Origin of the sequence: Bradyrhizobium sp. SZCCHNR1017, assembly GCF_032381375.1 — a bacterium.
Lineage (GTDB): Bacteria > Pseudomonadota > Alphaproteobacteria > Rhizobiales > Xanthobacteraceae > Bradyrhizobium.
In genome coordinates, this window is the sequence record NZ_JAUHIR010000002.1 from 527,922 (window position 1) to 552,829 (window position 24,908).

A 24,908-nucleotide genomic window follows, 5' to 3' on the forward strand; every position below is an offset into this window, starting at 1 on the left:
AAGGATTGAGCCATGTCACGTATTGGCAAGAAGCCTGTGGCGGTGCCGTCCGGAGTGACGGCCTCCGTCGACGGACAGACCGTCAAGATGAAGGGGCCGAAGGGCCAGCTTCAGTTCATCGTTCATGACGACGTGGACGTGAAGTTCGAGAACGGCCAGGTCAAGGTTGCCCCGCGTTCCGAGACCAAGCGCGCCCGGTCGCTGTACGGCACCGCGCGCGCCCAGATCGCCAACCTGGTCGAAGGCGTGACCAAGGGCTTCGAGAAGAAGCTCGAGATCACCGGCGTCGGCTACCGCGCCGCGATGCAGGGCAAGAACCTGCAGCTAGCGCTCGGCTACAGCCACGATGTCGTCTACCAGATCCCGGAGGGCATCACCATCGCGGTGCCGAAGCCGACCGAGATCACGGTCACGGGCATCGACCCGCAGCGCGTCGGCCAAGTGGCCGCTGAAATCCGCGCCTACCGGCCGCCGGAGCCCTATAAGGGCAAGGGCGTGAAGTACGCGGGTGAATTCATCTTCCGCAAGGAAGGCAAGAAGAAGTAACGGAGCCGGACATGTCGAGAGCCAAGGTTACGAATGCCCGGCGCAAGCAGCGCGTGAGGCTGTCGCTGCGCCGCTCCGCCGGCGGCCGTCCGCGTCTGTCGGTGTTCCGCTCGTCGAAGCACATCTACGCTCAGGTCATCGACGATCAGAAGGGCGAGACGCTCGCCTCCGCGTCGTCGATGGAGAAGGAGATGCGCTCGGCCGGCAACACCGGTGCCGACATCGACGCGGCGAAGGCGGTGGGCAAGCTGCTCGCCGAGCGCGCGGTGAAGGCGGGGATCAAGGAAGTCGTGTTCGATCGCGGCGGCTATCTCTATCACGGGCGCGTCAAGGCGCTGGCCGACGCGGCGCGCGAGAGCGGGCTGAGCTTCTAACATCAATGGATATGGGCGTCAGAGCCCCTCAGAAGATTGGATAGCACCATGGCAGGTGAACGGGAACGAGGCGGTCGCGATCGCAAGGAGCGCGAGGAGCGCGACAGCGAGTTCGTTGACAAGCTCGTCCACATCAACCGAGTCGCGAAGGTCGTGAAGGGCGGTAAGCGCTTTGGCTTTGCGGCGCTCGTCGTGATCGGCGATCAGAAGGGCCGGGTCGGGTTCGGCCACGGCAAGGCACGTGAGGTTCCGGAGGCGATCCGCAAGGCGACCGACTCCGCCAAGCGCAACCTGACCCGGGTCGCGCTGCGCGAGGGCCGCACCCTGCACCACGACATCTTCGGTCGTCACGGCGCAGGTCGCGTCTATCTGCGTGCGGCTCCGGCCGGTACCGGCATCATCGCCGGCGGCCCGATGCGCGCCGTGTTCGAGACGCTGGGCATCCAGGACGTGGTGGCGAAGTCGATCGGCTCGTCCAACCCGTACAACATGGTGCGCGCGACCTTCAACGCGCTGAAACACCAGGATAGCCCGCGCTCGGTCGCCGCGCGCCGCAACATCAAGGTGTCGACCCTGCAGGCCCGCCGCGTCGGTGGCGATGCCGAAGCCGCCGCCGACTAAGGTTGGGCCGACTAACGAACGCGCGCCGTCCGCTGGATGGCGCAACTCGGAGTGAACACGATGGCTAGCGCCAAGACGATCAAGATCGAGCAGATCGGCAGCCCGATCCGCCGGCATCACTCGCAGCGCGAGACGCTGATCGGGTTGAAGCTCAACAAGATCGGCCGCGTGACCGAGCTGCCGGATACGCCGGCGGTCCGCGGCATGATCACCAAGGTTCATCATCTCGTCCGCATCGTCGACGAGAAGTAAGGAGAAGGGCGATGAAGCTCAGCGATATCGCCGACAACGCCGGCGCGCGCAAGAAGCGCATGCGCGTCGGCCGCGGCATCGGCTCCGGCAAGGGCAAGACCTCGGGCCGTGGCGGCAAGGGCCAGACCGCGCGCTCCGGCGTGCGCATCAAGGGCTTCGAGGGCGGTCAGATGCCGATGCATCGCCGCCTGCCGAAGCGCGGCTTCAACAACATCTTCGCGCTCGATTTCGTCGAGATCAATCTCGACCGGATCCAGCAGGCGATCGATGCCAAGAAGCTGGACGCCGGCAGCGTGATCAACGCCGAGTCCCTCGTGAAGTCCGGTGCGCTGCGCCGCGCCAAGGACGGCGTGCGCCTGCTCGGCCGCGGCGAGCTCAAGGCCAAGATCAACATCGAGGTGCATGGCGCCTCGAAGTCGGCGATTGCGGCGGTCGAGAAGGCCGGCGGCACCGTCAAGCTCCTGGCGCCAGCCAAGGACGAAGGCGAGGCGGCGTAACATCTGCGTCATTGCCCTGCCGCCGGCGCATGCCGGAGAGGGCAGGGCAATGGACAGAACGCGCCCGCGCACCAGATAATATCCGGCGTCTGCCCAGCCCTGCGAGCCCTCGCGGGGCCCAGTGCGGTGAAGAAGGGCGGCGGGAGAAAGCTAGATATGGCCTCAGCAGCGGAACAACTGGCGGCAAACCTCAATTTCGGCGCGCTTGCGAAGGCCGATGAGCTGAAGAAGCGCATCTGGTTCACCCTCGGCGCGCTGCTGGTCTACCGCCTCGGCACCTACATTCCGCTGCCGGGCATCGACCCGAACATCTGGGACTCGGTGTTCCGCACGCAGGCCGGCGGCATTCTCGGCATGTTCAACATGTTCGCCGGCGGCGGCATCCACCGCATGGCGATCTTCGCGCTGAATATCATGCCGTACATCTCGGCATCGATCATCATTCAGCTGCTCACCACCGTCTCGCCCCAGCTCGAAGCCCTCAAGAAAGAGGGTGAGGCTGGCCGCAAGATGTTGAATCAATACACCCGCTATCTGACGGTGATTCTTGCTGCCGTGCAGTCCTACGGCATCGCCGTCGGCCTCGAAGGCGCGGGCAACGTCGTCGCCGATCCCGGCCTGTTCTTCCGCCTCTCCACCGCGATCACGCTGACCGGCGGCACCATGTTCCTGATGTGGCTCGGTGAGCAGATCACCTCGCGCGGCATCGGCAACGGCATCTCGCTGATCATCCTGTCCGGCATCGTGGCCGAGCTGCCCTCGGCGCTTGCCAACATGCTCGAGCTCGGCCGTCAGGGCGCGCTGTCGACCGGCCTGATCCTGATCGTCATCGTGATGGCCGTCGCCGTGATCGCCTTCATCGTGTTCGTGGAGCGCGCCCAGCGCCGGCTCCTGATCCAGTATCCGAAGCGCCAGGTCGGCAACAAGATGTTCGAGGGCCAGTCCTCGCATCTGCCGCTGAAGCTGAACACCTCGGGCGTGATCCCGCCGATCTTTGCCTCGTCGCTGCTGCTGCTGCCGACCACGGTCGCCAATTTCAACGCCGGCAAGGGACCCGAGTGGTTCCAGTGGATCACGACGCAGCTCGGTCATGGCCGGCCGCTGTTCCTGGTGCTGTATCTGGCGCTGATTCTGTTCTTTGCCTTCTTCTACACCGCGATCGTGTTCAACCCGACCGAGACCGCCGACAACCTGAAGAAGCATGGCGGATTCATCCCCGGCATCAGGCCGGGCGAGCGCACCGCGGAATATATCGATTACGTGCTGTCGCGGATCACCGTGCTCGGCGCCATCTATCTGGCGATCGTGTGTCTGATCCCGGAAATTCTGATTTCCTACGCTTCCGTCCCGTTCTACTTTGGTGGCACTTCGCTTCTGATCGTGGTCAGCGTTACGATGGATACCGTGGCGCAGGTTCAGGGTTATCTGCTCGCCCATCAGTATGAGGGGCTGATCAGGAAGTCGAAGCTGCGGGGGCGCCGCCGCGGATAGCGGCGGATCGCGGCCCGGGAACCACCAAGCCAAGAACAAGGTGTGCGGGAGGGTCGCTCACCGTGTGCCGGGGGGCGAAATTCGATGAGACTCATTCTTCTGGGGCCGCCCGGTTCGGGCAAGGGAACGCAGGCGCAGCGCCTGGTGCAGCAATATGGCATCGTTCAGCTGTCGACCGGCGACATGCTGCGTGCCGCGGTGGCGGCGCAGACGCCGATCGGGCTGAAGGCCAAGGACATCATGGCGGCGGGTGGCCTTGTCCCGGACGAGGTCGTGGTCGGCATCATTGCCGACCGGATCGAGCAGCCGGACGCCGCCAATGGTTTCATCCTCGATGGCTTCCCGCGCACGGTGCCGCAGGCGGAGGCGCTGGATGCGCTGCTGAAGCAGAAGCAGATGAAGCTCGACGCGGTGATCGAACTCCGGGTCAATGAAGGCGTGCTGCTTGAGCGCGTCGAGCGCCGGGCCGCCGAGACCCGCGCGCGCGGCGAGGCTGTGCGGGCCGATGATACGCCGGAGGTCCTGACCAAGCGCCTAGCCAGCTACCGCGACCAGACCGAGCCCCTGATCCACTATTATTCGGACCATCGGATGCTGGCGACCGTCGACGGCATGATGCCGATCGAGCAGGTCACCGAGGAGATCGGACGGATCCTGGCCGCCGTTGGCAAGTCCAGCGGGAGCCGGGCGGCCAAAAAGGCGAACCCGGCCAAGCGCAGTGCCAAGGCTCGGGGCAAGACCGCGCCGGCAAAATCGGCCAAAAAGGCTCCGAGGGCGCCTGCACCGGCGAAAAAGGCCGCAAAGACAGCAAAAAAGGCTGCAAAGACTGCGAAAAAGGGAGCAAAAGCGGCCCCCAAGAAAGCCTCCAAGGCTGCGAAGAAGGCCCCCAAGCCCGCTGCCAAGGCGACCCGGGGAACCCGGAAAACCTCTGCAAAGGCTGCAAAAAAGCGCGCCAAGAGGTGACCGAATCTTGTAGGGGCGGTTGACGACCGCCGTGTGAATCCATTAATAAGCCCGCATCCAAGTCGGATGGTTTTCCAAAGATGCCGGGCCCCACGAATCGAGGGGTGGGCGTCTTGTTCGCGTTTGCGGACACCTGCCCGAGATAGCGAGAACGAAGGCCGGTCCATCCTGGGATCGGTGACAGGAGAGAAGTCCGTGGCCCGTATTGCCGGTGTCAACATCCCGACCAACAAGCGTGTCCTGATCGCGCTCCAGTATATCCATGGCATCGGCCCGAAGATCGCGGGCGAGATCATTGACAAGGTCAAGATCGCCGAGGATCGCCGCGTCAACCAGCTGAGCGACCAGGAAGTCCTGCAGATCCGCGAAATCATCGACCGCGACTACGTTGTCGAGGGCGACCTGCGGCGCGAGACCGGCATCAACATCAAGCGTCTGATGGACCTCGGCTGCTATCGCGGCCTGCGCCATCGTCGTGGCCTGCCGGTGCGCGGCCAGCGCACCCACACCAATGCGCGCACGCGCAAGGGGCCGGCCAAGGCGATCGCCGGCAAGAAGAAGTAATTTGGCGAATTGCTGATAGCGGGTGGCGAGTAGGGGCAATCCCTATTCGCTACTCGCTATTCACCATTCGCCTTTCTGGTGTAGCCGCTGGCACTACGGCGGCGTTGAGATCTCGAGAAAGGTACTTATATGGCCAAGGAAGCCGCACGTGTCCGCCGTCGTGAGCGCAAGAACATCGCCTCCGGCGTCGCCCACGTGAATTCGTCGTTCAACAACACCACCATCACCATCACCGACGCGCAGGGCAACACCATTGCCTGGTCGTCGGCGGGCACGATGGGGTTCAAGGGATCGCGCAAGTCGACCCCGTATGCCGCGCAGGTCGCGGCGGAGGACGTGTCCAAGAAGGCTCAGGAACACGGCATGCGCACCCTCGAGGTCGAGGTTGCCGGCCCGGGTTCCGGCCGTGAATCGGCGCTCCGTGCGCTGCAGGCTGCGGGTTTCACCGTCACCTCGATCCGCGACGTGACGACGATCCCGCACAATGGTTGCCGCCCACGCAAGCGTCGGCGCGTCTAATCTGAAAGAGGCGGACAGCATGTCCGCCTCGTCGTGCTTTTGAGACATTTCGACTGCCGCGATCTGAAGCGCGGTTCTCCAACGCCAGTCAGTCAGATCCCATGACTGGCCCATGGGTGAAACAGTGACGATCCAGAAGAATTGGCAAGAATTGATTCGGCCGAACAAGCTCCAGGTCACGCCGGGCTCCGACGCGACCCGTTTCGCCACCGTGGTTGCCGAGCCGCTGGAGCGCGGTTTCGGGCAGACGCTCGGCAATGCGCTGCGCCGCATCCTGCTGTCGTCGCTGCAGGGCGCCGCCGTGCAGTCGGTGCATATCGACGGCGTGCTGCACGAGTTCTCCTCGATCGCTGGTGTCCGCGAGGACGTCACCGACATCGTGCTGAACATCAAGGACATCGCGATCAAGATGCAGGGCGAAGGCCCGAAGCGGATGGTCGTGAAGAAGCAGGGCCCGGGCGCCGTCACCGCCGGCGATATCCAGACCGTCGGCGACATCGTGGTGCTCAACCCTGACCTGCAGCTCTGCACGCTGGACGAGGGCGCAGAGATCCGCATGGAGTTCACGGTCGCCACCGGCAAGGGCTACGTCGCCGCCGATCGCAACCGCCCCGAGGACGCCCCGATCGGCCTGATCCCGGTCGACAGCCTGTTCTCTCCGGTCCGCAAGGTCTCCTACAAGGTCGAGAACACCCGCGAGGGCCAGATACTCGACTACGACAAGCTGACCATGACGATCGAGACCAACGGCGCGATCACGCCGGAGGACGCGGTGGCCTATGCCGCCCGCATCCTGCAGGACCAGCTCAACGTCTTCGTCAACTTCGAAGAGCCGCGCAAGGAAGTCGCCCAGGAGATCATCCCGGACCTCGCCTTCAACCCAGCCTTCCTCAAGAAGGTGGACGAGCTCGAGCTGTCGGTACGTTCGGCGAACTGCCTGAAGAACGACAACATCGTCTACATCGGCGACCTCGTGCAGAAGTCGGAAGCGGAAATGCTGCGCACCCCGAACTTCGGCCGCAAGTCGCTGAACGAGATCAAGGAAGTGCTGGCCCAGATGGGTCTGCATCTCGGCATGGAAGTGCCGGGCTGGCCGCCGGAGAACATCGACGAGCTGGCCAAGCGCTTCGAGGATCATTACTGAGCATTCGTCATTCCGGGGCGCCTCGAAGAGGCGAACCCGGAATCTCGAGATTCCGGGTTCGATGCTGCGCATCGCCCCGGAATGACGTCCACCACTCGGGCGAACGCAGGCAGCCCACCTGAGCAACATGTCCGACGAACCGTCGCGGCAGATAGAAATGAAGGACTAAGACAATGCGTCACGGCAAGGTTCATCGGAAGCTCAACCGCACCGCCGAGCATCGCAAGGCGATGTTCGCCAACATGTGCGCCGCGCTGATCAAGCACGAGCAGATCGTCACCACGCTGCCGAAGGCCAAGGAGCTGCGGCCGATCGTCGAGAAGCTCGTCACCCTCGGCAAGAAGGGCGGTCTCGCTTTGCGTCGCCAGGCGATCGCCGAGATGCGCGATGTCGACCAGGTCAAGAAGCTGTTCGACGTCCTGGCACCCCGCTACAAGGACCGCAACGGCGGCTACACCCGCATCATCAAGGCCGGCTTCCGCTACGGCGACAACGCCGCGATGGCCGTGATCGAGTTCGTCGATCGCGACGTCGATGCCAAGGGCCAGGATTCCGGCCCGGTGCAGGAGACCTCGGAAGCGGCGTAAGCGCAGCTCCGACCCGACGTTCAAAACGGCGCCTTCGGGCGCCGTTTTCATTTTGAGGTTCTGTAGCCCGGATGAGCGAAGCGACATGTGGGGTCGCCTGCACAGCTCGTGTGACTTTAACAGCATAGACCGGAGCGCCGCGCATGAGCGCCGCAGAACTGCACATCGTCTACGAGGCGGATGAGGACCGCACCGGCAAGATCATAGCGACGGCCAGGGCCGGAGTGTTTGCCGCGCGCGGCGAGGCGTGGTTCGGCTGCGACCTGAATGCCTTCGTGAAGGGTCTGCGCTCCTATCCGCTATCGTGGGACAAGCCGCCGATGATCGAAGGCGGTTACTTCGATGGACAAGGCGGCCTCGCGCAATGCCTCGTCCGGATCGTCATCAGGCCATACGACTTCCGTGGACATTTGCTGGTGCATGCGGATCTGGCTACGCTCGTTCAGAGCACAGCGGATGCCGACGTGCAGAACAGCGCTTCGATCCGCTTCCTGACCGAATATGCACTCGTCGAACGTTTCGCGACCGAGCTGGCGCAGGTCCTGAACGGCAAGCGCGAAGCGGCTATCCTGATAGGGACCACGAGCTGACAACCACGGCGCCTTCGGGCGCCGTCTTATTTCGAGGATCAGCTCTGCGCGCGGCGCGTTGAGTGTCGGCGCGCGACGCCCCACATCCGTTCCTTCAGCACAACGGAGAGCTGCTCATGTACATCGACCTTTCAGGAAAAACTGCGCTCGTCACCGGGTCCACCGCCGGCATCGGCTTCGCCATTGCCAAGGGATTGGCCGCCTCGGGCGCCGAGGTCGTCCTGAACGGCCGGACCACCGACCGTGTCGATGCGGCCGTCGCGAAGCTGAAGCAGGCGGTTCCGGCGGCGAAGCTGCGCGGCGTCGCCGGCGATGTCGCTCAGATCGGCGGCTGCAACGCCATCGTCACCGCGCTGCCCGAGGTCGACATTCTCGTCAACAATGCAGGCATCTTCGAGCCGAAGGAGTTCTTCGACATTCCCGACGAGGACTGGAGCCGCTTCTTCGAGGTCAACGTCATGTCCGGCGTGCGCATGGCGCGCGCCTACATGCAGGGCATGCTGAAGCGCAACTGGGGGCGCATCATCTTCATCTCCTCGGAGTCGGCGGTGAACATCCCGACCGAGATGATCCATTACGGCATGACCAAGACCGCGCAGCTCGCGGTCTCCCGCGGCCTCGCCAAACTGACCTGCGGCACCGGCGTGACCGTCAATGCAGTGCTGCCGGGACCGACGATGTCGGAAGGCGTCGAGACCTTCGTCAAGGATCTCGCCCGTCAGAACGGCCAGTCGGAGGAGGAGGCGGCCTCGTCTTTCGTCAAGCAGCACCGGCCGGCCTCGCTGCTGCAGCGCTTCGCCGGTGTCGACGAGATCGCCAACATGGTCGTCTACGCCGCCTCCAAGCAGGCCTCCGCCACGAACGGCGCCGCGCTGCGCGCCGAGGGCGGCATCCTCGACACCATCGCCTGAGGCCGGCCATGGCGGCTTACGTCATCTCCGAGGTCGAGGTGCGCGACATCGAGGCGATGGAACGCTATCGCACCCGCGCGGCGCACTCGATCGCGCAATATGGCGGGCGCTATCTGGTCCGCGGCGGGACCTCCGAGACGGTCGAAGGCGGCCCGCCGGCCAAGACCCTCATTATCGTCGAGTTCCCGTCGATGGCCCGGCTGCGAGAATGGTATGCGTCGGCCGAATACGCCGACGCCCTGGGCGAGCGCTGGAAGGCGCTGGACCGCCGGCTGATTTTCGTCGAGGGTGCTGCACCTGCGTAGAGAACGGACTCTGTTGCGCCCATGCTGACCATCACCCCCCGCCGCAGGCGTTGGCTCAAGCTGACCTCGGCGCGGTGGCAGCGGCGGGTGCTGTTCGTGGCCGGCGGCCTGGTGGTGGGCGCGGCGGCGGTGGCGCTGGCGGAGCTCGCCGACCTGGCCCAGCTCGCCTTCAACTGGCTGCTGTCGAAATCACGCTACGCCTCACTGATCGTGACGCCCGCCGGCTTCGCGCTGTCGGTCTATCTGACCCAGCGCTTCTTCCCGAACGCGCAAGGCAGCGGCATCCCGCAGGCCATCGCCGCGCGCCACCTGACGGACACGAGCGCGCGCAGCCCGCTGGTGTCGATCCGCATCGCCATCGGCAAGGTGCTGCTGACCCTGCTCGGGCTGCTGTGCGGCGGCTCGGTCGGCCGCGAGGGGCCGACCGTGCAGGTCGGCGCCTCCATCATGTTCGCGCTCGGCCGGCTGTCGCCGCGGCGGCAGCCGGGCTTGATCCTGGCCGGCGCCGCCGCCGGGGTCGCGGCCGCCTTCAACACGCCGCTGGCCGGCATCGTGTTCGGCATCGAGGAGATGAGCCGTGCCTTCGAGACACGGACCTCGAGCCTCGTCATCGCCACCGTGATCGCCGCTGGCCTGACCTCGCTGGCCCTGATGGGCAACTACGCCTATTTCGGCACGACGCCGATCGCGCTCGGCAAGGGCATCGACTGGCTGGCGGTGCCCGTCTGCGGGGTCTTGGGCGGCGCCGCCGGCGGCCTGTTCAGCCGCATCCTGATCACGATGGCGCGCGGGCTGCCCGGGGCATCCGGCCGGCTCATCAAGCGCCACCCCCTGCCGTTCGCGCTCGCCTGCGGCTTTGCCGTCGCGCTGTGCGGGCTGGCGTCAGGCGATACCATCTACGGCACCGGGTATGCCCAGGTGAAAGGGGCGCTGGAGACCGGCACGCCGCTGCCGGGCGATTTCGGCGTGCTGAAATTCCTCGCCACCACCTTTGCTGCGATCAGCGGCATTCCTGGCGGCATCTTCGCGCCGTCGCTCGCCGTCGGGGCGGGGATCGGCGCCAACGTCGCCAGCCTGTTCCAGCAGTCGCTACTGGCGCCGATCATGCTGCTCGGCATGGTCGCCTATTTCGCCGGCGTCGTGCAGGCGCCGATCACCGCCTTCGTCATCGTCACCGAGATGACCGACAACCACGCCATGGTGGTGCCGCTGATGATGGCCTCGCTGATCGCCTACGGCACCTCGCGTCTGATCTGCGAGGAGGGGCTCTATCACGCTCTCGCCAAGGGCTTCGTCGCCCGAGCTGAGACCAAGGCTGAGGCCGCGCAGGAGTCGAAGCAGGCCACAGCGCCGTCCTGACCAAGCGCTCATCCACCATGTTCGGAGCGCGCCGATAACGGCTGTCGGTTCAATCGCTTGATGGCAGATCCTGAGATCTGCCATCGGCTCGAAAGGGCTGCCGGCGGCCCCGTTGCCGGCGCCGCCGCGCAAGGCTCGTCGGCCTACTTCCTGAACGGATCCGGCCGCATCAAGAGCCGGCCGGAGATCGAGTTCGGCACCTCGTAGGGCGAGCCGATCGACAGCACGTGGCTTAGCGCGATCAGCCGGTTCGGCAGCTTGGCCGGCGGCGGTGTCTGGAACGAATAGGACGTCGGGTTGTGGCACAGGAAGCAGTTCAGCACGTTCTTGATCGGCGTGTTGTCGGCGTTCTGCACGAAGGTCTCGGCGGTAGCATTGGCGAGATTGACCGATCCGACTGCGCTGGTCTGGTTGCTGTTCAGATTGTACGAGTTGGGGAGCATCCAGACGGTGCCGTCGAGGCTGTAGCTCGCGAAGGTCGATTGCGGGCCCTTCAGGCCGGAGAGAAAGCCCTGGGCTTGCGCCGTGATCGCGAAGATGTTGCCGACGCCGTTGGGCTGGTTCTCGCCGCCGGTCTGGTTCTCGAGCACGACGTTGGTCACCGGCGTCAGCTTCTGGGTCGCCGGATCGAGCCGCAGTTGCGGCCGGTTGGCGCCGGGCAGCGCCGCGATGTTGACCTGCGAGAACGGCGTGCGGCCCTTGTAGAGCGTGTAGCTCTTCGGATCGGAGCGGCTTGCCGATGGCGCAAAGGTGTTGTCCGGCGTCTGCGGCGAGTTGTTCTTCAGCTCGAACGTGCCCCACAGGAATTCGGGGTGGTTCTCGGTGTAGCCGACCACGTGCAAGCCGATCAGCGCCACGGTCACCGTGACGAACTTGCCGGGCGTCGGGCGAATCGTGATCAGGCCGGGGGTGACGTTGTTCTCCAGCACCGGCACCTGTGCCTGGGTCGTATAAGCGCCCGCAGGCGGTGCCTGCCCGGGGTCGAGCCGCAGCCACGTCGCCTTGAACACCGCATCGCCCACGGCGAAGGATGAATCCGCCGGCTGGCTCTGGTAGCCGCCGGTCGCGATCAGGTTCTTGCGCGCCGTGTTGAAATAGCCCTGGTTCATGTGGACCGAGGCGTAGACGGGATAGCCGTTCTGTGCGACCAGCATGTTGCCGTCGGCTTCGACGATGGCGCCGGCGCCTTCGGTGAAGCCGGCCGTGCCGTGGAAGACCTGGGCGCGGGCCGCCAGCGTCAGCGGGCGCGGCCGTGGTGCGCCGGCATTCTCGGCGTTGCCGAGCAGCTCGTCGGGCGTCGCCAAGGTCATGAACCGCGGCACGGCGGCGCCGGAGCCCGAGTCCTTCACCAGCGCTGTCGCCCAGACGAACGCTTCCCACGACCATTGATGGAAATTGCAGTCCGGCGTCGGGATGGTCTTGGTGTCGGAGGTGGGGAAGGCGGCGTCCGGCTTGAGATAATTGCCCAGTCCTTCCGACCAGCCGAAGGCCGGGCAGTTCTTCGCCGGCGGCGGCGGCGCAGCGCTGGCGGGGTTGAGAGCGCCGGCAAGGCCGCTCGCGGTGACGGTCGTCGCGAAAGTGAGCATGAGCCACTGAATCGTCTTCATGGCCGGTCTCCATTGATGTGCGCGCTGGGATGGGCCGATGAATCTCGCCGCCATGCGTCGCAAATGATTGTTAAAAATGATTCATTCAAAAGTAGTGCGCGGCGAACATGCACCCAAAGGTGAGATTTGCAAGACCGGCAGCTCACTCAGTCCGCAATTTTTTTCGGACGCCCCTCGCGGCAGTGGAATGCGGCTCGCGGCAGCATTCGTCTTCACCGGCCGACACGGGCTGCAGTGTGAGCGCAGGCACGGTTGACACCACGGATCGCGTGCATCCTGGCGGCCGTTCGCTGGAGAAGTGCGGACAATGAGGTCTTCACGCCAGTGGACAGCAACCACAGGAGAGTGAAATGAAGTCCATCATGGCCGCTGCGTTGCTGCTCGCGTTGATGTCGGGCGCAAGCCTTGCGGGCACGCCGCTGATCGATGCGCGGCAGCACAACCAGTCACATCGCATCTACAACGGCATCGCGAGCGGACGGCTGACCTATCCGGAGGCGCAGCAGCTCGTCCGCGGTCAGATCCACGTCCAGAAGCTGGAAAACAAGGCCAAGGCGGACGGCGTGGTGACGCCGTTCGAGCGTGCCCGCATCAACGTCGCGCAATCCGTGCAGGGCGCGCGCATCTTCTGGAAGAAGCACAATTAGCCGCGCACGGCAGCTCGCTGGTGGCAAAGCGCCGCTTCGGCGGTGCTTTGCCACCACGTGATGCGGCGGCGCCGCCGCTCACACCAGCGCGGCTGCGACGCCGGCTAGGGCGCTGAACGTGACCACGACGAGCGGCGGCGCGCGCCAGGCGACCAAGAGGACAAAACCGACCAGCGCGATGCCAAAATCCGCGGCGTTGTGGACGGTGGTCGTCCAGACCGGGTCGTACAGGGCCGCTCCCAGCACACCGACCACCGCAGCGTTGACACCCCGCATCATCGCCTGGGCGCCGGCGCGTTTGCGGAACGAGTCCCAGAACGGCAGCGCGGCGAGCAGGACCAGCATGCCCGGCAGGAAGATGCCGAGGAGACCGAGCGCGGCCCCGACGATCCCATGCGGCTCCGGACCGACGACGGCGCCGAGATAGGCGGCGAAGGTGAAGAGCGGGCCCGGGACGGCCTGCGCCGCACCGTAGCCGGCGAGAAAGGCGTCGTCGCTCAGCCAGCCAGGTCCGACGAAGGCCTCGCGCAGCAGCGGCAGCACGACATGTCCACCGCCGAACACCAGCGCGCCGGAGCGATAGAAGGCATCGAACAAGGCGACGCCGGTCGATCCCGTGACGCCGCGCAGCAGCGGAAGTCCCGCCAACAGGACAACGAACAGCGCGAGCGCGATCAGCCCCACGCTCCGCGAGACGGGGATCGCGACGTGTCCCGACGGCGCCGCCTCGCCGCGGCAGAGCCAGAGGCCGGCGAGCCCGCCGAGGACGATCGCTCCGATCTGCACGACCGAGGCCGTACTCGACAGGATGATGAGCGTTGCGGCGACCGCGATCGAGGCGCGCGCACGATCCGGACACAGCGAGCGCGCCATGCCCCAGACCGCCTGCGCGACGATGGCGACCGCGGTCAGCTTCAGCCCGTGCAGCAGGCCGCTGCCGATCGGTCCGCTCAATCGGCCCGCACCATAGGCGAACAGGACGAGCGCGGCGGCCGACGGCAGGGTGAAGCCGGTCCAGGCGGCGAGCGCGCCGAGATAGCCGGCCCGCATCAGCCCGATGGAGAAGCCGACCTGGCTGCTGGCGGGGCCGGGCAGGAACTGGCACAGCCCGACCAGATCGGCATAGGCATGCTCGTCGATCCATTTCCGTCTGACGACGAACTCGTCGCGGAAGTAGCCGATATGGGCGATCGGACCGCCGAAGCAGGTCAGGCCGAGCGTGAGGAAGATCCGCAGAACCTCGAGCGGTGATCCGGAGCGCCGGCCGTGATCGGCGGGCGGGTTGGTCGCGGACTTCAGGCTGCTCACGGACGTTCGTTCCAGTCGCGAGGAGGTTCTTATCGGCTTTCGTTAAGGGGAAACGGGACCGTCGGCCAGTCTCGATCGCTCATGGCCGCTGATCGGACCGCGCGTCGGCTGCCGGCCATCTTATGCCTTCGATCGGCGGGATGGTGGGGCACGGCGCCACCGCGATCTCGCGCGCGGGGAGACTGCGGGTGCGCCTTTGCCCATTGTTGCCTGTTAGTTAGCTCCATCCCTCCAGCACGATCTTGCCGCGGGAGGTGTTGCTCTCTATCAACGCGTGCGCGCGCTTGAGGTTGGCCGCGTTGATGGTGCCGTAATTGTCGCCGAGGGTGGTGCGGATCACGCCCTTGTCGATCAGGTCGGACACGTCGTTGAGCAGATGGTGCTGCGCGATCATGTCGGGTGTCGTGAAAGATGAGCGCGTGAACATCGACTCCCAGTGGATCGAGATCGCCTTGCCCTTGAAGGCGGCGAGCGAGAACTCGGCGGGATCGTCGATCAGGCCGAACTTGCCCTGCGGCGTCATGAAGTCGGCGATCGCCTTGTAGTGCTGCTCGGTGTGGGTGAGGCTGGCGATGAGGCTGACCGGCGGCAGCTTCAGCGCGTCGATCTGCTCTTTCATCGGCTTGCCATGATCGATCACGGCATGGGCGCCGAGCTTCAGGCACCAGTCGCGCGACTCCGGTCGCGTCGCGGTGGCGAGCACGGTCAGCCCGGTGAGCCGGCGCGCGAGCTGAATCAGGATCGAGCCGACGCCGCCGGCCGCGCCGGTGATCAGCAAAGTGCGGTCGTCGAGGCTCCTGCCGGGGATTGCGCCGAGCCTGTCGAACAAGAGCTCCCAGGCCGTGATCGAGGTCAGGGGCAGGGCGGCGGCTTCGGCGAACGACAGGCTCTTCGGTTTGCGGCCGACGATGCGCTCGTCGACCAGATGGAATTCGGCATTGGTGCCCTGGCGCAGGATCGAGCCGGCGTAGAACACCTCGTCACCGGGCTTGAACAGGCTCACGTCCGGGCCGATAGCCTCGACCACGCCAGCGGCGTCATAGCCCAGGATCTTGGTTTCGCCGGCGGGCGGTGCGGCGCGCTTGCGCACCTTGGTGTCGACTGGATTGACCGAGACCGCTTTCACGGCGACGCGGATGTCGCGTCCCTTCGGCTCGGGTTTGGCGGTCTCGAAATCGAACAGCGCGCGGTCCTCGGTGATGGGCAGCGACTGCTGGTATCCGACGGCCTTCATGAACAGCCTCCTGGTTGGCTTGGCGATAGGATCTGTTTGTCCTGCTGGCGCCAGTTCAGCAAGTACTGTAAAAATGGGGAACTAGTCCCCGTTTGGATACTGTTGGGCCAGCACGCGATGAAACGGAAGAATTTCACCCGCCGTCCCGGCTGCGCGGTCGAAGCCACGCTCGATCTGATCGACGGCAAGTGGAAGGGCGTGATCCTCTACCACCTGCAGGGTGGCAGCCAGCGCTTCGGCGAGCTGCGCCGGCTGATGCCCGGCATCACCCAGCGCATGTTGACCAAGCAGCTGCGTGCGCTGGAGGAGGACGGGCTGGTCGTCCGCAAGGTCTATGCCGAGGTGCCGCCGCGCGTCGAATACAGCCTGTCCGAGGTCGGCGAGAGCCTGCGGCCGGTGATCGAGGTTCTCAGAAGCTGGGGCGAGCGGCACCAGGAACGGCTGTCCTGCGCGCCCGTTGCAGAGACCATCAAATCGCCGCATCAGGCCGCCTGAGCTTGGCCGCACCGGCCGTTCCGCCTATATCGAAACCGTCATTTTCCAGGATTGTTCGCATGTCGTTGATTCGCTCCACACTGGTCCTGCTGCTGTCCCTGCTGGCCGCGTCTCCGCTCGCGGCGCAGGACCGGCGCGTGCCGCAGTCCCAGGCCGAGCTGCGGCTGTCGTATGCGCCGATCGTGCAGCGCGTGCAGCCGGCGGTCGTCAACGTCTACGCCGCCAAGGTGGTGCAGAACCGCAATCCCTTTCTCGACGATCCGATCTTCCGCCGCTTCTTCGGTCTGCAGGGCGGGCCGCAGGAGCAGATGCAGCGCTCGCTCGGCTCGGGCGTGATGATCGATGCGTCGGGTCTCGTCGTCACCAACGTGCATGTGATCGAGGGCGCCGACGAGGTGAAGGTTTCGCTCGCCGACAAGCGCGAGTTCGAGGCCGAGATCGTGCTGAAGGACAGCCGTACCGATCTCGCCGTGCTCAAGCTGAAGGGCACCAAGGAGCAGTTTCCGACGCTCGACCTCGCCAATTCCGACGATCTGCTGGTCGGCGACATCGTGCTGGCGATCGGCAATCCGTTCGGCGTCGGCCAGACCGTGACGCACGGCATCGTCTCGGCGCTGGCGCGCACACAGGTCGGCATCACCGACTATCAGTTCTTCATCCAGACCGATGCCGCGATCAATCCCGGTAATTCGGGCGGTGCGTTGGTCGATATCAACGGCCGTCTGGTCGGCATCAACACCGCGATCTATTCCAAATCCGGCGGCTCGCAGGGCATCGGCTTTGCCATTCCTGCGAACATGGTGCGCGTCGTCGTGGCCTCGGCCAAGAGCGGCGGCAAGGCGGTGAAGCGCCCCTGGCTCGGCGCGCGGCTGCAGGCGGTGACGCCCGAGATCGCCGAGAGCCTCGGCCTGCGCTCGCCGACCGGCGCGCTAGTCGCCTCGGTGGTCGCGAACAGCCCGGCGGCGAAGGCGGGCATCAAGTCGTCGGACCTGATCGTGTCGATCGACGGCCAGACCGTCGATGATCCCAACGCGTTCGACTACCGTTTTGCGACCCGTCCGCTCGGCGGCACTGCGCAGATCGAGGTGCAACGCGGCGGCAAGCCGGTGAAGGTCGCGGTCGCGCTGGAGACCGCACCGGACACCGGGCGCAACGAGATGGTCATCAACGGCCGCTCGCCATTCCAGGGCGCGAAGGTCGCCAACATCTCGCCGGCGGTCGCCGACGAGCTGCACCTCGATGCCGACACCGAGGGCGTGGTGGTGCTCGAGCCGGGCGACGGCACCACCGCCGCCAATGTCGGCTTCCAGAAGGGCGACGTCATCATGGCCGTGAACAACCAGAAGATCGCCAAGACCGCCGATCTCGACAAGGCCTCGCGCGAGGCCGCCCGCATCTGGCGCATCACCGTGCTGCGCGGCGGCCAGCAGATCAACGTCACGCTCGGCGGATGAGCCCGAAGCGTCCCCAGCAGGGAGGCCCGAGCCTCTTCGCTGCGGCGGGGATGGAGCAGGATGCGCCACGGCCGCTGCCGGAGCGGCTGCGCCCGCACAAGCTGTCCGACGTCGTCGGGCAGGATCACATCCTCGGGCCCGACGGCGCGCTGACGCGCATGCTGGAGACGCGCACGCTGGGCTCGCTGATCTTCTGGGGCCCGCCCGGCACCGGCAAGACCACGGTGGCGCGGCTGTTGGCAGACGCCACGGAGTTGCATTTCGAGCAGATCTCGGCGGTGTTCTCCGGCGTCGCCGATTTGAAGAAGGTGTTCGACGCGGCGCGCGCGCGGCGCGAGACCGGGCAGGGCACGCTGCTGTTCGTCGACGAGGTGCATCGCTTCAACCGCGCCCAGCAGGATTCCTTCCTGCCGGTGATGGAGGACGGCACCGTCGTGCTGGTCGGCGCGACCACGGAGAACCCGTCCTTCGAGCTCAACGCCGCTCTGCTGTCGCGGTCGCGCGTGCTGGTGTTCCACTCGCTCGACGCCGCCGCGATCGAGAAGCTCTACAGCAACGCAGAGGCGGTCGAGGGCCGCAAGCTGCCGCTCGATGACGAGGCGCGCGCCGTGCTGATCCGCATGGCCGACGGCGACGGCCGCGCCGCGCTGACGCTCGCCGAGGAGGTCTGGCGCTCGGCGCGCAAGGACGAGATATTCAACGCGGTGCAGCTGCAGGACATCCTGCAGCGCCGCGCGCCGATCTACGACAAGTCCGCCGACGGCCACTACAACCTGATCTCGGCCATGCACAAATCGGTGCGAGGCTCGGACCCGGATGCGGCGCTGTACTACTTCGCCCGCATGCTCGACGCCGGCGAGGATCCGCTGTTCCTCGCCCGCCGCATCGTGCGCATGGCCGTGGAGGACATCGGCCTCGCCGATCCTCAGGCGCTGGTCATCGCCAACGCCGCCAAGGACGCTTATGATTTCCTGGGCTCGCCCGAAGGCGAGCTCGCGATCGCGCAGGCCGTGATCTATGTGGCGACCGCGCCGAAATCCAACGCCGCCTACAAGGCGTTCGGCGCCGCCAAGCGCGTGGCGAAGGAGGGCGGCTCGCTGCTGCCGCCCAAGCACATCTTGAATGCCCCGACCAAGCTGATGCAGAGCGAAGGCTACGGCACCGGCTATCAGTACGACCACGACACGCCCGACGCGTTTTCGGGGCAGGACTACTTTCCCGAGGCCCTCGGTCGCCAGCACTTCTACGATCCCCCCGAGCGCGGCTTCGAGCGCGAGATCCGGAAGCGGCTGGACTACTGGGCGAAGCTGAGGAAGGAGAGGGGCGGGTAGCATCGCTGACCTTGCGGCTTGCTCGGTTCACCTCGGCCCGCTTGCCGGGAAACACCGAGCTCTCCTGCGGACGCCTGACTCGGAGACCGCTATGCCAAGTGACCATCAACTATTTGCCCGTCTGTACGAACTCCGCGATCTCCCGCGTCAGCCGGTCGTCCTCGGTATTGATCGCATACACCTCGGACATGTGGCTGTGCTGCGGCAGCATCACCGCGCGGGCGCAGCCGGATGGCCGTTTGCAGGCGGCCTGCTTCAACAGGTCGAACTGCTCGACGAAGCGCGGCGGGTCGAGCTCGGCGGAGACGATCATCAGCGGCAGACTCGAGGCTTGCAGGCCTGATAGCGACGAGCGCTCCTTGAAGCGCGAGGGATCGGTGCCGAAATAGGCCATCTCCTGGTCGCCGAGCGGCGTCGCGGTGAGGTCGTAGACGCCAGAGGCCATGATCGCGCCCGCAAGGCCGCCGCCGGCGACCTTGTGGAATTCGGGATGTGCCACATAGGTCGCGACGTGCACCGCGCCGGCCGAATGGCCCATCAGATAGATGCGCGCGGGATCGCCGCCGTTCTCGGCGGCGTGGGCGACCACCCATTGCACCGCGCTGGCGACGTCCTCGACGCCGGCAGGCCAGGGGAATTTCGGCGCGAGGCGGTAGGTGATGTCGACGCCGACGAAGCCGCTCTTCACCGCCCATAGCATGATGTTGTCGTAGAACGGGCCGTCCGGCGTGGTGCGCTTGTTGCCGCCGATGAAGGCGCCGCCATGCACGAAGATCAGCACGGGCCGGGGCGGGGCCGCGGCATCCGGTGTGAAGACGTCGAGCAGATTGCGTTCGGCCGTGCCGTATCTCACATCGCGCTGCACCTTGACGCCGGTGTAGGGTTCCTTGGCCTGCAGCGGCGCGTAGATCGCGGCGGTCTTCGGCGGGGCGATGACCCGGCCGATCTCGATCAGCTTCCAGGCGATGTCGTCGGGCATCGGGCTCTGCTGCGCCTGCGTGGCGGTCGTCGCCAGCGTGGCTGCCAGGATCGCCAGGCCCAGTCGCGTGAGCGTCATTCGATTCGCTCCGATCAGTATCGATGGCCCAAGGGGCCGACTCACAAGCGGATTTATCGCGATTTCGCCGTGACTGGCAGTGGCTTTTGAGATACGCAACCTGCCATGAGCCGCCGTATCAAGCGAACCCAGACCCGATCCGATCGCCCGACCGATCGCCGCAACGAGCGGCCGAAGGCCGAGGCAGCCCGCAGCCAAGGCGCCGCGGCCAAGCGTGAGTCTGCGAAGCGTCCCGATGCCGAGCGGCCGCGGCGCGACCGTTTTGCCGGTGACCGCGAGGCGGCACCGCGCGGCGATTTCGGGCGCGGCAAAGCCGAGCGCAGCCGTGCGCCGCGCGCCGAGGGAGAGGATCGCCGCGACAGCTTCGCGCCGCGCAAACAGCCGCCGGCCAAGCGCGCCGGCGCCGGCAAGCCGGCGCGGTTCAGCTCGGAGCATGCCGAGCGCAGGCCTGCGGCGCCGCCGCCGAAGAAGGTCGAGCCGGAGACGCCGCTGCTGCCGACGAAGGTGCAGACCGTGGTGGTCACGGCCGACGAGAACAACATGCGCGTCGACCGCTTCCTCGAGGCGCGCTTCCCCGGTCTGTCGTTCTCCCACATCCAGCGCATCGTCCGCAAAGGCGAGCTACGCGTCGATGGCAAGCGCGCCGACTCCAAGGACCGCCTGAAGGAAGGCCAGAGCGTCCGCATTCCGCCGCTCAAGCTCGATGCGCCGAAGGAGCGCGCCGGCCTCTCCGAGGGCGAGCGAAAGACGCTGGAGAGCCTCAAGGCGATGACGCTGTATGAGGATGACGACGTGCTCGTCCTCAACAAGCCCGCGGGACTCGCGGTGCAGGGCGGCTCCGGCATGACCCGCCACATCGACCAGATGCTGGAGGTGATGCGCGACGCCAAGGGCCAGAAGCCGCGGCTCGTGCACCGCATCGACCGCGAGACCTCCGGCTGCCTCCTGATCGCCAAGACCCGCTTCGCCGCCACGCATCTGACCGGCGCCTTTCGCAGCCGTTCCGCGCGCAAGATCTACTGGGCGCTGGTGGCGGGCGTGCCCAAGCCCAAGCAGGGCCGCATCTCCACGTATCTTGCCAAGGAGGAGAGCGAGGACGACACCATCATGCGCGTCGCCGCCCATGGCGACGAGGGCGCCAGCCACGCCGTGACCTACTACGCCGTGGTCGAGGCCTCCGCCAGCAAGCTCGCCTGGGTGTCCTTGAAGCCGGTGACGGGGCGCACCCATCAGTTGCGTGCCCATATGGCCCATATCGGCCACCCCATCGTCGGCGATCCCAAATATTTCAACATCGAGAACTGGGCGCTGCCCGGCGGCCTGCAGAACCGGCTGCATCTGCTCGCCCGCCGCATCGTCATCCCGCATCCGCGCGGCGGGTTCATCGACGCCACCGCGCCGCTGCCGCCGCACATGCTGCAGTCTTGGAACCTGCTCGGCCTCGAGCATGACCGCTTCGACCCGATCGAGAACGCGCCGGAGGAGTGAGCGGCTCCGGAGCGCTCAGCCTCTCTGTTCGACGAGTTGAATGCCCGCGTCCCGCAGCGCGCAGAAGATGTTTTCGATATTCTCGGGCGGCATGTCCCATCCGCACAGCGCGTTCAACTCGTCGAAGGTGATCTCGCCATCCTGCTCGCTCATCGCGATCAGCCGGCGAACGATCTCCGGCATGTTCATGGTCGTCCTCCTCTTTGCAGCCTGCTTAAGGGGAGGAGAATTGGTTTCCGCTGCGGCCTTCAGTTCCGGAACTGCTCCAGGAACAGTGTGAGCGAATCGTGCGGGGTTTCGACATCGAGGATGACCCAGCCGTCCGGCCCCTTGACCACGATGAAGTTCATCGTCACGCGGTGGCCCTGGTTGTCGAAGCTGGCGGCGACATAGGTCTTGTCGAACTGCCTGCGCACAATCGAGATCGCGACCGGGCCGAGCTTCCAGCGCGGGCTCTGCACCAGGAAATCGTAGGGCTCACGCCGCGGCGCCGTCCAGGCCCTGGCGAGGCTCGGATCGAAGAACTGCCGTGCGACCTCGGCCGTCCGCGGCAGCCCGGCGGAGAGCTCCGGCGCGCCCCGGCCGTAATGCGCATAGACGTTGCGCACCAGCGATTCCGGCGTGCGGAAGCCGGCCGCGGCTGGGACGGTGCTGCCGAGCAGGACGAGAGCGGAGAGCAGGGGACGCATCGGCAGCTCGCATTTCGGGCGGACAGGGCTTATCTACCGCGAAAACAACGGATCCCGTGTGATCATCCCGCGAGAGGGCTGGAATTCTGATGCGTGAACTGTTTGACGACGTCGTCGGCCGGTCGCCGCTCGATCCGCAGGAATCGGCGCGCCAGGCGATGCGGACGCCGCTGCGCAAGCGCTTCTACAAGGAGGCCGGGACCGCCGCCGCCGAGGGCGGCTTCAACGTGACCCTCGACGGCCGGCCGATCCGCACGCCGTCGGGGCGCGTCGTCATCGTTCCCGCCGGGGAGCTGGCGGCGGCCGTGGCCGCCGAGTGGCAGGCCCAGGGTGAGAACATCGATCCCGCCACGATGCCGCTGACGCGGTTCGCCAACAGCGTCGTGCAGTCGGTGGTCGACCGCACCGATGACGTGCGCGAGGACATTGCCAAATATCTCCAATCCGACCTGTTGCTCTACCGGGCCGGCCATCCTGAGGGGCTGGTCGCGCGCGAGGCCGAGCATTGGGACCCGGTGCTGGACTGGGCCCGCGATAGTCTCGGCGCGCATTTCATCCTGTCCGAAGGCATCATGCATGTGACCCAGCCGGAGGCTGCGGTTCAGGCGGCGCGCGGTGCGCTGCCGACCGGCCCGTGGACGGTGGCGGCGGCGCATGTCGTCACCACACTGACCGGCTCGGCGCTGCTGGCGCTGGCGCTGGTTCATGGGGTGCGCGACCCCGACCAGGTCTGGGCGGCAGCCCATGTCGACGAGGACTGGAACGTCGCGCAATGGGGGGCCGACGAGGAGGCGATGAGCCGCCGCGTCGCCAAGCAGATCGACTACGAGGCCGCCGTCCGCATCCTCCAGGCGGTCGACGCCGCGCTCTGAGGCCGGTTAACGCCGGGTTTAGGGGCAACCGCTAGGCTGTGCGCGTAACCCGAGTACGCGCATGGTCCAGAGTGTCACCCCGTCGCCTTCCGTGAGCGCCGTCCGCGGCGTCGGCAGCTCGCCGGCCGGATCCACGGTGGCGGCAGCAACCACGCTGCAGGCCGGCGCACTGGTCAGCGCCAGGGTGCAGCAGGTGCTCGCCGAGAATCTGGTCCAAGTCGCGATCGGAAACCTGTCGATGGAGCTCGCGAGCGAGCTGCCGCTGCAGGCCGGCCAGACGGTGCAGGTCGCCGTGTCGCAGACCGCGCAAGGGCTGCAGCTCGCCATCGTCGGGCAAGGCGGCAGCGCTGCCGCTGGCACCACCGGCACCCCGACGCCGGCCGCCACCGTCGTCGACGTCACCGGCCGGCTGGCGCCGGCGTTGCCTCCGCCGCCGGATCCGCTGACCGGGCTGGAGCGGCTCGCATTGTCGATTGCCAGCGAGGAGGCGGCGACCCGCCAGGGCAGCCAGGGCCAATTGTTCGCCGATCTCCAGGCCGTCGCCGACTCGCCGAACCTTCCACCGGCCTTGCGCGCCGCCGTGGCCCAGGTGCTGGCGCAGCAGACCCAGCTATCGCCGGCGCTGACCGCGGAGGATGTGCAGAACGCCGTACAGCAATCCGGCCTGTTCCTGGAATCCTCGCTCGCCAATGGCGCCGCCGGTGCCGGCACGCCCGACCTGAAGGCGGCGCTGATCGTGCTGCGCCAGACGCTGGCGACGGTGCTGCAGACCGCCGAGCCCGGCATGGCGGCGTCGACGCAGCCATCGCCCGGTGGCTCCTACGCCTCGGTGCTGTCCGAGGCCGGCCGCGCCGCCGCCGCGCAGCAACAGAGCGGCGCACCCTCGCTGGTGCCCGACATCGAGATCGAGCTGCCGCCACAGCCCTGGGCCACGGGAATGGGGCGGCCCGACGCCGCGTCTGCCGGCTTCACCGGCGCGGCGCTGATCGAGGCCCTGACGGGCGCCAAGGCGCAGTCGCTCACGCCCGGCACGGTGCTGGCCGTGCTGCAGGAAGCGCAGCAGCAGATTCCGCGCGCCGCCGGCCTCGTTCCCGGACGCAACGCCAACGGCCGCGCCGATATGGTCGTGCGCACCAACACGCCGCCGCCGCCGTTCCGCGGGGCTGCACCGATGCCGCAGGCCGTGGCGGCGCCGACGCTCGGCCCGGACACGCCGCTGCCGGCGATCGCGCACCGCCTGCTCGACGAGACCGACCAGGCGCTGTCGCGCCAGACCCTGCTGCAGGTCGCCTCGCTGCCGGATCGTCCGGACGCCTCGACCGCGCGCACCGATCCCGCGCCGCCGCGCTGGAACTTCGAGATTCCCTTCGCTACCCCGCAGGGCACGGCCATGGCGCAGTTCGAGATCTCGCGCGACGGCGGCACGCAATCGCCGGACGCCGCCAAGCGCGTCTGGCGGGCGCGCTTCTCGCTCGACGTCGAGCCGGCCGGCCCGGTGCATGCGATGATCAGCTTCAGCGCCGAGCGCACCTCCGTGCGGATGTGGGCCGAGCGTCCGGTCACCGCCGCGCGCTTGCGCGCCGGTCTCTCCGAACTGAGCCAGGCCCTCAGCCGTGCCGAGCTCTCGCCGGGCGATCTCGTGGTGCAGGACGGCGCGCCGCCGGCGGCGATGCCGCCCAGGGCCGGCCATTTCCTGGATCGCGCGCTATGAGCATCGAGGTGAAGGCCGCCAACAAGACCCAGCTCGCCGTCGCCTTGCACTATGACAAGGGCCAGGGCGCGCCGCGCGTCGTCGCCAAGGGCAAGGGCACGATCGGCGCCAAGATCATCGAGGTCGCGAAGGCGCACGACATCCCGATCGAGGAGAACGAGGTGCTGGCCGGCGCGCTCTCCAACGTCGAACTCGGCGACGAGATCCCGGAGGAGCTCTACAAGGCCGTCGCCGAGGTGCTGGTGTTCGTGCTCAACCTGTCGCGGCCGATGCGCTGAGCGCGTCGCATTTG

At 66.7% G+C, this 24,908-nt stretch carries 29 protein-coding genes; 23 read left to right on the forward strand and 6 right to left on the reverse strand.

Annotated elements, in window-relative coordinates; all coding sequences use genetic code 11:
- Positions 1-12 precede the first annotated feature (12 nt).
- The 15 genes from rplF to QW863_RS08060 all read left to right on the forward strand — a co-directional run bounded on the left by rplF (position 13) and on the right by QW863_RS08060 (position 10,723).
- On the forward strand, positions 13-546 hold the full coding sequence (gene rplF / locus QW863_RS07990) for a 50S ribosomal protein L6 (RefSeq protein WP_315714558.1): 534 nt from the start codon (positions 13-15) through the stop codon (positions 544-546).
- 11 nt (positions 547-557) lie between these two features.
- Positions 558-920, forward strand: coding sequence for a 50S ribosomal protein L18 (gene rplR, locus QW863_RS07995; RefSeq protein WP_006611854.1), 363 nt, complete (start codon positions 558-560; stop codon positions 918-920).
- A 48-nt stretch (positions 921-968) separates the two neighbouring features.
- On the forward strand, positions 969-1,541 hold the full coding sequence (gene rpsE, locus QW863_RS08000) for a 30S ribosomal protein S5 (RefSeq protein WP_006611855.1): 573 nt from the start codon (positions 969-971) through the stop codon (positions 1,539-1,541).
- 60 nt (positions 1,542-1,601) lie between these two features.
- Positions 1,602-1,793, forward strand: a complete 192-nt coding sequence (rpmD, locus tag QW863_RS08005) for a 50S ribosomal protein L30 (protein WP_006611856.1) — start codon at positions 1,602-1,604, stop codon at positions 1,791-1,793.
- A gap of 11 nt (positions 1,794-1,804) precedes the next feature.
- A complete protein-coding gene (rplO, locus tag QW863_RS08010) occupies positions 1,805-2,290 on the forward strand; it encodes a 50S ribosomal protein L15 (protein WP_009031841.1) in 486 nt (161 codons plus the stop codon).
- A gap of 156 nt (positions 2,291-2,446) precedes the next feature.
- On the forward strand, positions 2,447-3,781 hold the full coding sequence (gene secY, locus QW863_RS08015; protein WP_315714557.1) for a preprotein translocase subunit SecY: 1,335 nt from the start codon (positions 2,447-2,449) through the stop codon (positions 3,779-3,781).
- Between the two features lie 84 nt (positions 3,782-3,865).
- The gene (locus QW863_RS08020; protein ID WP_315714556.1) at positions 3,866-4,744 is read left to right on the forward strand and encodes an adenylate kinase; all 879 of its coding nucleotides are present in this window, start codon (positions 3,866-3,868) and stop codon (positions 4,742-4,744) included.
- 195 nt (positions 4,745-4,939) lie between these two features.
- Positions 4,940-5,308, forward strand: coding sequence for a 30S ribosomal protein S13 (gene rpsM, locus QW863_RS08025; protein ID WP_315714555.1), 369 nt, complete (start codon positions 4,940-4,942; stop codon positions 5,306-5,308).
- Positions 5,309-5,437: 129 nt separating this feature from the next.
- Positions 5,438-5,827, forward strand: a complete 390-nt coding sequence (gene rpsK / locus QW863_RS08030; protein WP_006611861.1) for a 30S ribosomal protein S11 — start codon at positions 5,438-5,440, stop codon at positions 5,825-5,827.
- A 112-nt stretch (positions 5,828-5,939) separates the two neighbouring features.
- Positions 5,940-6,971: a DNA-directed RNA polymerase subunit alpha gene (locus tag QW863_RS08035; RefSeq protein ID WP_315714554.1), complete on the forward strand. Its 1,032-nt coding sequence runs from the start codon at positions 5,940-5,942 to the stop codon at positions 6,969-6,971.
- A gap of 173 nt (positions 6,972-7,144) precedes the next feature.
- Positions 7,145-7,558, forward strand: a complete 414-nt coding sequence (rplQ, locus tag QW863_RS08040) for a 50S ribosomal protein L17 (protein WP_006611863.1) — start codon at positions 7,145-7,147, stop codon at positions 7,556-7,558.
- Between the two features lie 143 nt (positions 7,559-7,701).
- Positions 7,702-8,148 (forward strand): hypothetical protein, encoded by a 447-nt coding sequence (locus tag QW863_RS08045; RefSeq protein WP_315714553.1) that lies wholly within the window; start codon positions 7,702-7,704, stop codon positions 8,146-8,148.
- A 116-nt stretch (positions 8,149-8,264) separates the two neighbouring features.
- A complete protein-coding gene (locus QW863_RS08050; protein WP_315714552.1) occupies positions 8,265-9,059 on the forward strand; it encodes an SDR family oxidoreductase in 795 nt (264 codons plus the stop codon).
- An 8-nt stretch (positions 9,060-9,067) separates the two neighbouring features.
- Positions 9,068-9,364 (forward strand): DUF1330 domain-containing protein, encoded by a 297-nt coding sequence (locus tag QW863_RS08055; RefSeq protein ID WP_315714551.1) that lies wholly within the window; start codon positions 9,068-9,070, stop codon positions 9,362-9,364.
- A gap of 21 nt (positions 9,365-9,385) precedes the next feature.
- A complete protein-coding gene (locus tag QW863_RS08060; protein WP_315714550.1) occupies positions 9,386-10,723 on the forward strand; it encodes a chloride channel protein in 1,338 nt (445 codons plus the stop codon).
- Positions 10,724-10,866: 143 nt separating this feature from the next.
- Here QW863_RS08060 and QW863_RS08065 read toward each other — a convergent pair whose 3' ends face one another.
- The gene (locus tag QW863_RS08065; RefSeq protein ID WP_315714549.1) at positions 10,867-12,330 is read right to left on the reverse strand and encodes a hypothetical protein; all 1,464 of its coding nucleotides are present in this window, start codon (positions 12,328-12,330) and stop codon (positions 10,867-10,869) included.
- A gap of 350 nt (positions 12,331-12,680) precedes the next feature.
- On the opposite strand from QW863_RS08065, the gene QW863_RS08070 reads away from it, so the two are divergent.
- The gene (locus tag QW863_RS08070) at positions 12,681-12,977 is read left to right on the forward strand and encodes a hypothetical protein (protein ID WP_315714548.1); all 297 of its coding nucleotides are present in this window, start codon (positions 12,681-12,683) and stop codon (positions 12,975-12,977) included.
- Between the two features lie 78 nt (positions 12,978-13,055).
- On the opposite strand, the gene chrA is transcribed toward QW863_RS08070, so the two are convergent.
- Together chrA and QW863_RS08080 are read right to left on the reverse strand one after the other, a co-directional pair.
- The gene (gene chrA, locus QW863_RS08075) at positions 13,056-14,285 is read right to left on the reverse strand and encodes a chromate efflux transporter (RefSeq protein ID WP_315714547.1); all 1,230 of its coding nucleotides are present in this window, start codon (positions 14,283-14,285) and stop codon (positions 13,056-13,058) included.
- Positions 14,286-14,502: 217 nt separating this feature from the next.
- A complete protein-coding gene (locus QW863_RS08080) occupies positions 14,503-15,519 on the reverse strand; it encodes a zinc-binding alcohol dehydrogenase family protein (RefSeq protein WP_315714546.1) in 1,017 nt (338 codons plus the stop codon).
- Between the two features lie 117 nt (positions 15,520-15,636).
- Here QW863_RS08080 and QW863_RS08085 point away from each other — a divergent pair, with 117 nt between their 5' ends.
- Genes QW863_RS08085 through QW863_RS08095 form a run of 3 tightly spaced genes read left to right on the forward strand, consistent with a single transcriptional unit; the run spans position 15,637 to position 18,799 of the window.
- A complete protein-coding gene (locus QW863_RS08085) occupies positions 15,637-16,014 on the forward strand; it encodes a helix-turn-helix domain-containing protein (RefSeq protein ID WP_315714545.1) in 378 nt (125 codons plus the stop codon).
- A gap of 59 nt (positions 16,015-16,073) precedes the next feature.
- Complete coding sequence (locus tag QW863_RS08090) at positions 16,074-17,468, forward strand: DegQ family serine endoprotease (RefSeq protein ID WP_315714544.1); 1,395 nt, start codon at positions 16,074-16,076, stop codon at positions 17,466-17,468.
- The gene (locus QW863_RS08095; RefSeq protein WP_315714543.1) at positions 17,465-18,799 is read left to right on the forward strand and encodes a replication-associated recombination protein A; all 1,335 of its coding nucleotides are present in this window, start codon (positions 17,465-17,467) and stop codon (positions 18,797-18,799) included. The genes QW863_RS08090 and QW863_RS08095 overlap by 4 nt, the downstream gene beginning before the upstream one ends.
- A gap of 109 nt (positions 18,800-18,908) precedes the next feature.
- Here QW863_RS08095 and QW863_RS08100 read toward each other — a convergent pair whose 3' ends face one another.
- Positions 18,909-19,856, reverse strand: coding sequence for an alpha/beta hydrolase (locus QW863_RS08100; protein WP_315714542.1), 948 nt, complete (start codon positions 19,854-19,856; stop codon positions 18,909-18,911).
- Positions 19,857-19,961: 105 nt separating this feature from the next.
- Between QW863_RS08100 and QW863_RS08105 the strand changes: the two genes are divergently transcribed.
- Positions 19,962-21,344, forward strand: a complete 1,383-nt coding sequence (locus tag QW863_RS08105; RefSeq protein WP_315714541.1) for an RluA family pseudouridine synthase — start codon at positions 19,962-19,964, stop codon at positions 21,342-21,344.
- Positions 21,345-21,359: 15 nt separating this feature from the next.
- Here the strand turns inward: QW863_RS08105 and QW863_RS08110 are convergent, their stop codons facing one another.
- Complete coding sequence (locus tag QW863_RS08110; protein ID WP_315714540.1) at positions 21,360-21,533, reverse strand: RNA polymerase sigma factor region1.1 domain-containing protein; 174 nt, start codon at positions 21,531-21,533, stop codon at positions 21,360-21,362.
- A 59-nt stretch (positions 21,534-21,592) separates the two neighbouring features.
- Positions 21,593-22,033 carry a hypothetical protein gene (locus QW863_RS08115; RefSeq protein ID WP_315714539.1) on the reverse strand — a complete coding sequence of 147 codons (441 nt, stop codon included), beginning with the start codon at positions 22,031-22,033 and terminating at the stop codon, positions 21,593-21,595.
- Between the two features lie 89 nt (positions 22,034-22,122).
- Between QW863_RS08115 and QW863_RS08120 the strand changes: the two genes are divergently transcribed.
- From QW863_RS08120 to QW863_RS08130, 3 genes are all read left to right on the forward strand, one after another.
- On the forward strand, positions 22,123-22,905 hold the full coding sequence (locus QW863_RS08120; RefSeq protein WP_315714538.1) for an ATP12 family chaperone protein: 783 nt from the start codon (positions 22,123-22,125) through the stop codon (positions 22,903-22,905).
- A 61-nt stretch (positions 22,906-22,966) separates the two neighbouring features.
- On the forward strand, positions 22,967-24,616 hold the full coding sequence (locus QW863_RS08125; RefSeq protein ID WP_315714537.1) for a flagellar hook-length control protein FliK: 1,650 nt from the start codon (positions 22,967-22,969) through the stop codon (positions 24,614-24,616).
- Complete coding sequence (locus QW863_RS08130; protein ID WP_315714536.1) at positions 24,613-24,894, forward strand: EscU/YscU/HrcU family type III secretion system export apparatus switch protein; 282 nt, start codon at positions 24,613-24,615, stop codon at positions 24,892-24,894. Before QW863_RS08125 ends, QW863_RS08130 begins: the two co-directional genes overlap by 4 nt.
- The last annotated feature ends 14 nt before the right edge of the window (positions 24,895-24,908 follow it).

What these genes read in the sequence shown, in the direction of transcription:
- rplF (WP_315714558.1), top strand. Translation starts at nt 13, where the DNA reads ATGTCACGTATTGGCAAGAAGCCTGTGGCGGTGCCGTCCGGAGTGACG.
- rplR (WP_006611854.1), top strand. Translation starts at nt 558, where the DNA reads ATGTCGAGAGCCAAGGTTACGAATGCCCGGCGCAAGCAGCGCGTGAGG.
- rpsE (WP_006611855.1), top strand. Translation starts at nt 969, where the DNA reads ATGGCAGGTGAACGGGAACGAGGCGGTCGCGATCGCAAGGAGCGCGAG.
- rpmD (WP_006611856.1), top strand. Translation starts at nt 1,602, where the DNA reads ATGGCTAGCGCCAAGACGATCAAGATCGAGCAGATCGGCAGCCCGATC.
- rplO (WP_009031841.1), top strand. Translation starts at nt 1,805, where the DNA reads ATGAAGCTCAGCGATATCGCCGACAACGCCGGCGCGCGCAAGAAGCGC.
- secY (WP_315714557.1), top strand. Translation starts at nt 2,447, where the DNA reads ATGGCCTCAGCAGCGGAACAACTGGCGGCAAACCTCAATTTCGGCGCG.
- QW863_RS08020 (WP_315714556.1), top strand. Translation starts at nt 3,866, where the DNA reads ATGAGACTCATTCTTCTGGGGCCGCCCGGTTCGGGCAAGGGAACGCAG.
- rpsK (WP_006611861.1), top strand. Translation starts at nt 5,438, where the DNA reads ATGGCCAAGGAAGCCGCACGTGTCCGCCGTCGTGAGCGCAAGAACATC.
- QW863_RS08035 (WP_315714554.1), top strand. Translation starts at nt 5,940, where the DNA reads ATGGGTGAAACAGTGACGATCCAGAAGAATTGGCAAGAATTGATTCGG.
- rplQ (WP_006611863.1), top strand. Translation starts at nt 7,145, where the DNA reads ATGCGTCACGGCAAGGTTCATCGGAAGCTCAACCGCACCGCCGAGCAT.
- QW863_RS08045 (WP_315714553.1), top strand. Translation starts at nt 7,702, where the DNA reads ATGAGCGCCGCAGAACTGCACATCGTCTACGAGGCGGATGAGGACCGC.
- QW863_RS08050 (WP_315714552.1), top strand. Translation starts at nt 8,265, where the DNA reads ATGTACATCGACCTTTCAGGAAAAACTGCGCTCGTCACCGGGTCCACC.
- QW863_RS08055 (WP_315714551.1), top strand. Translation starts at nt 9,068, where the DNA reads ATGGCGGCTTACGTCATCTCCGAGGTCGAGGTGCGCGACATCGAGGCG.
- QW863_RS08060 (WP_315714550.1), top strand. Translation starts at nt 9,386, where the DNA reads ATGCTGACCATCACCCCCCGCCGCAGGCGTTGGCTCAAGCTGACCTCG.
- QW863_RS08065 (WP_315714549.1), bottom strand. Translation starts at nt 12,330, where the DNA reads ATGAAGACGATTCAGTGGCTCATGCTCACTTTCGCGACGACCGTCACC.
- QW863_RS08070 (WP_315714548.1), top strand. Translation starts at nt 12,681, where the DNA reads ATGAAGTCCATCATGGCCGCTGCGTTGCTGCTCGCGTTGATGTCGGGC.
- QW863_RS08080 (WP_315714546.1), bottom strand. Translation starts at nt 15,519, where the DNA reads ATGAAGGCCGTCGGATACCAGCAGTCGCTGCCCATCACCGAGGACCGC.
- QW863_RS08085 (WP_315714545.1), top strand. Translation starts at nt 15,637, where the DNA reads ATGAAACGGAAGAATTTCACCCGCCGTCCCGGCTGCGCGGTCGAAGCC.
- QW863_RS08090 (WP_315714544.1), top strand. Translation starts at nt 16,074, where the DNA reads ATGTCGTTGATTCGCTCCACACTGGTCCTGCTGCTGTCCCTGCTGGCC.
- QW863_RS08095 (WP_315714543.1), top strand. Translation starts at nt 17,465, where the DNA reads ATGAGCCCGAAGCGTCCCCAGCAGGGAGGCCCGAGCCTCTTCGCTGCG.
- QW863_RS08100 (WP_315714542.1), bottom strand. Translation starts at nt 19,856, where the DNA reads ATGACGCTCACGCGACTGGGCCTGGCGATCCTGGCAGCCACGCTGGCG.
- QW863_RS08105 (WP_315714541.1), top strand. Translation starts at nt 19,962, where the DNA reads ATGAGCCGCCGTATCAAGCGAACCCAGACCCGATCCGATCGCCCGACC.
- QW863_RS08110 (WP_315714540.1), bottom strand. Translation starts at nt 21,533, where the DNA reads ATGAACATGCCGGAGATCGTTCGCCGGCTGATCGCGATGAGCGAGCAG.
- QW863_RS08115 (WP_315714539.1), bottom strand. Translation starts at nt 22,033, where the DNA reads ATGCGTCCCCTGCTCTCCGCTCTCGTCCTGCTCGGCAGCACCGTCCCA.
- QW863_RS08120 (WP_315714538.1), top strand. Translation starts at nt 22,123, where the DNA reads ATGCGTGAACTGTTTGACGACGTCGTCGGCCGGTCGCCGCTCGATCCG.
- QW863_RS08125 (WP_315714537.1), top strand. Translation starts at nt 22,967, where the DNA reads ATGGTCCAGAGTGTCACCCCGTCGCCTTCCGTGAGCGCCGTCCGCGGC.
- QW863_RS08130 (WP_315714536.1), top strand. Translation starts at nt 24,613, where the DNA reads ATGAGCATCGAGGTGAAGGCCGCCAACAAGACCCAGCTCGCCGTCGCC.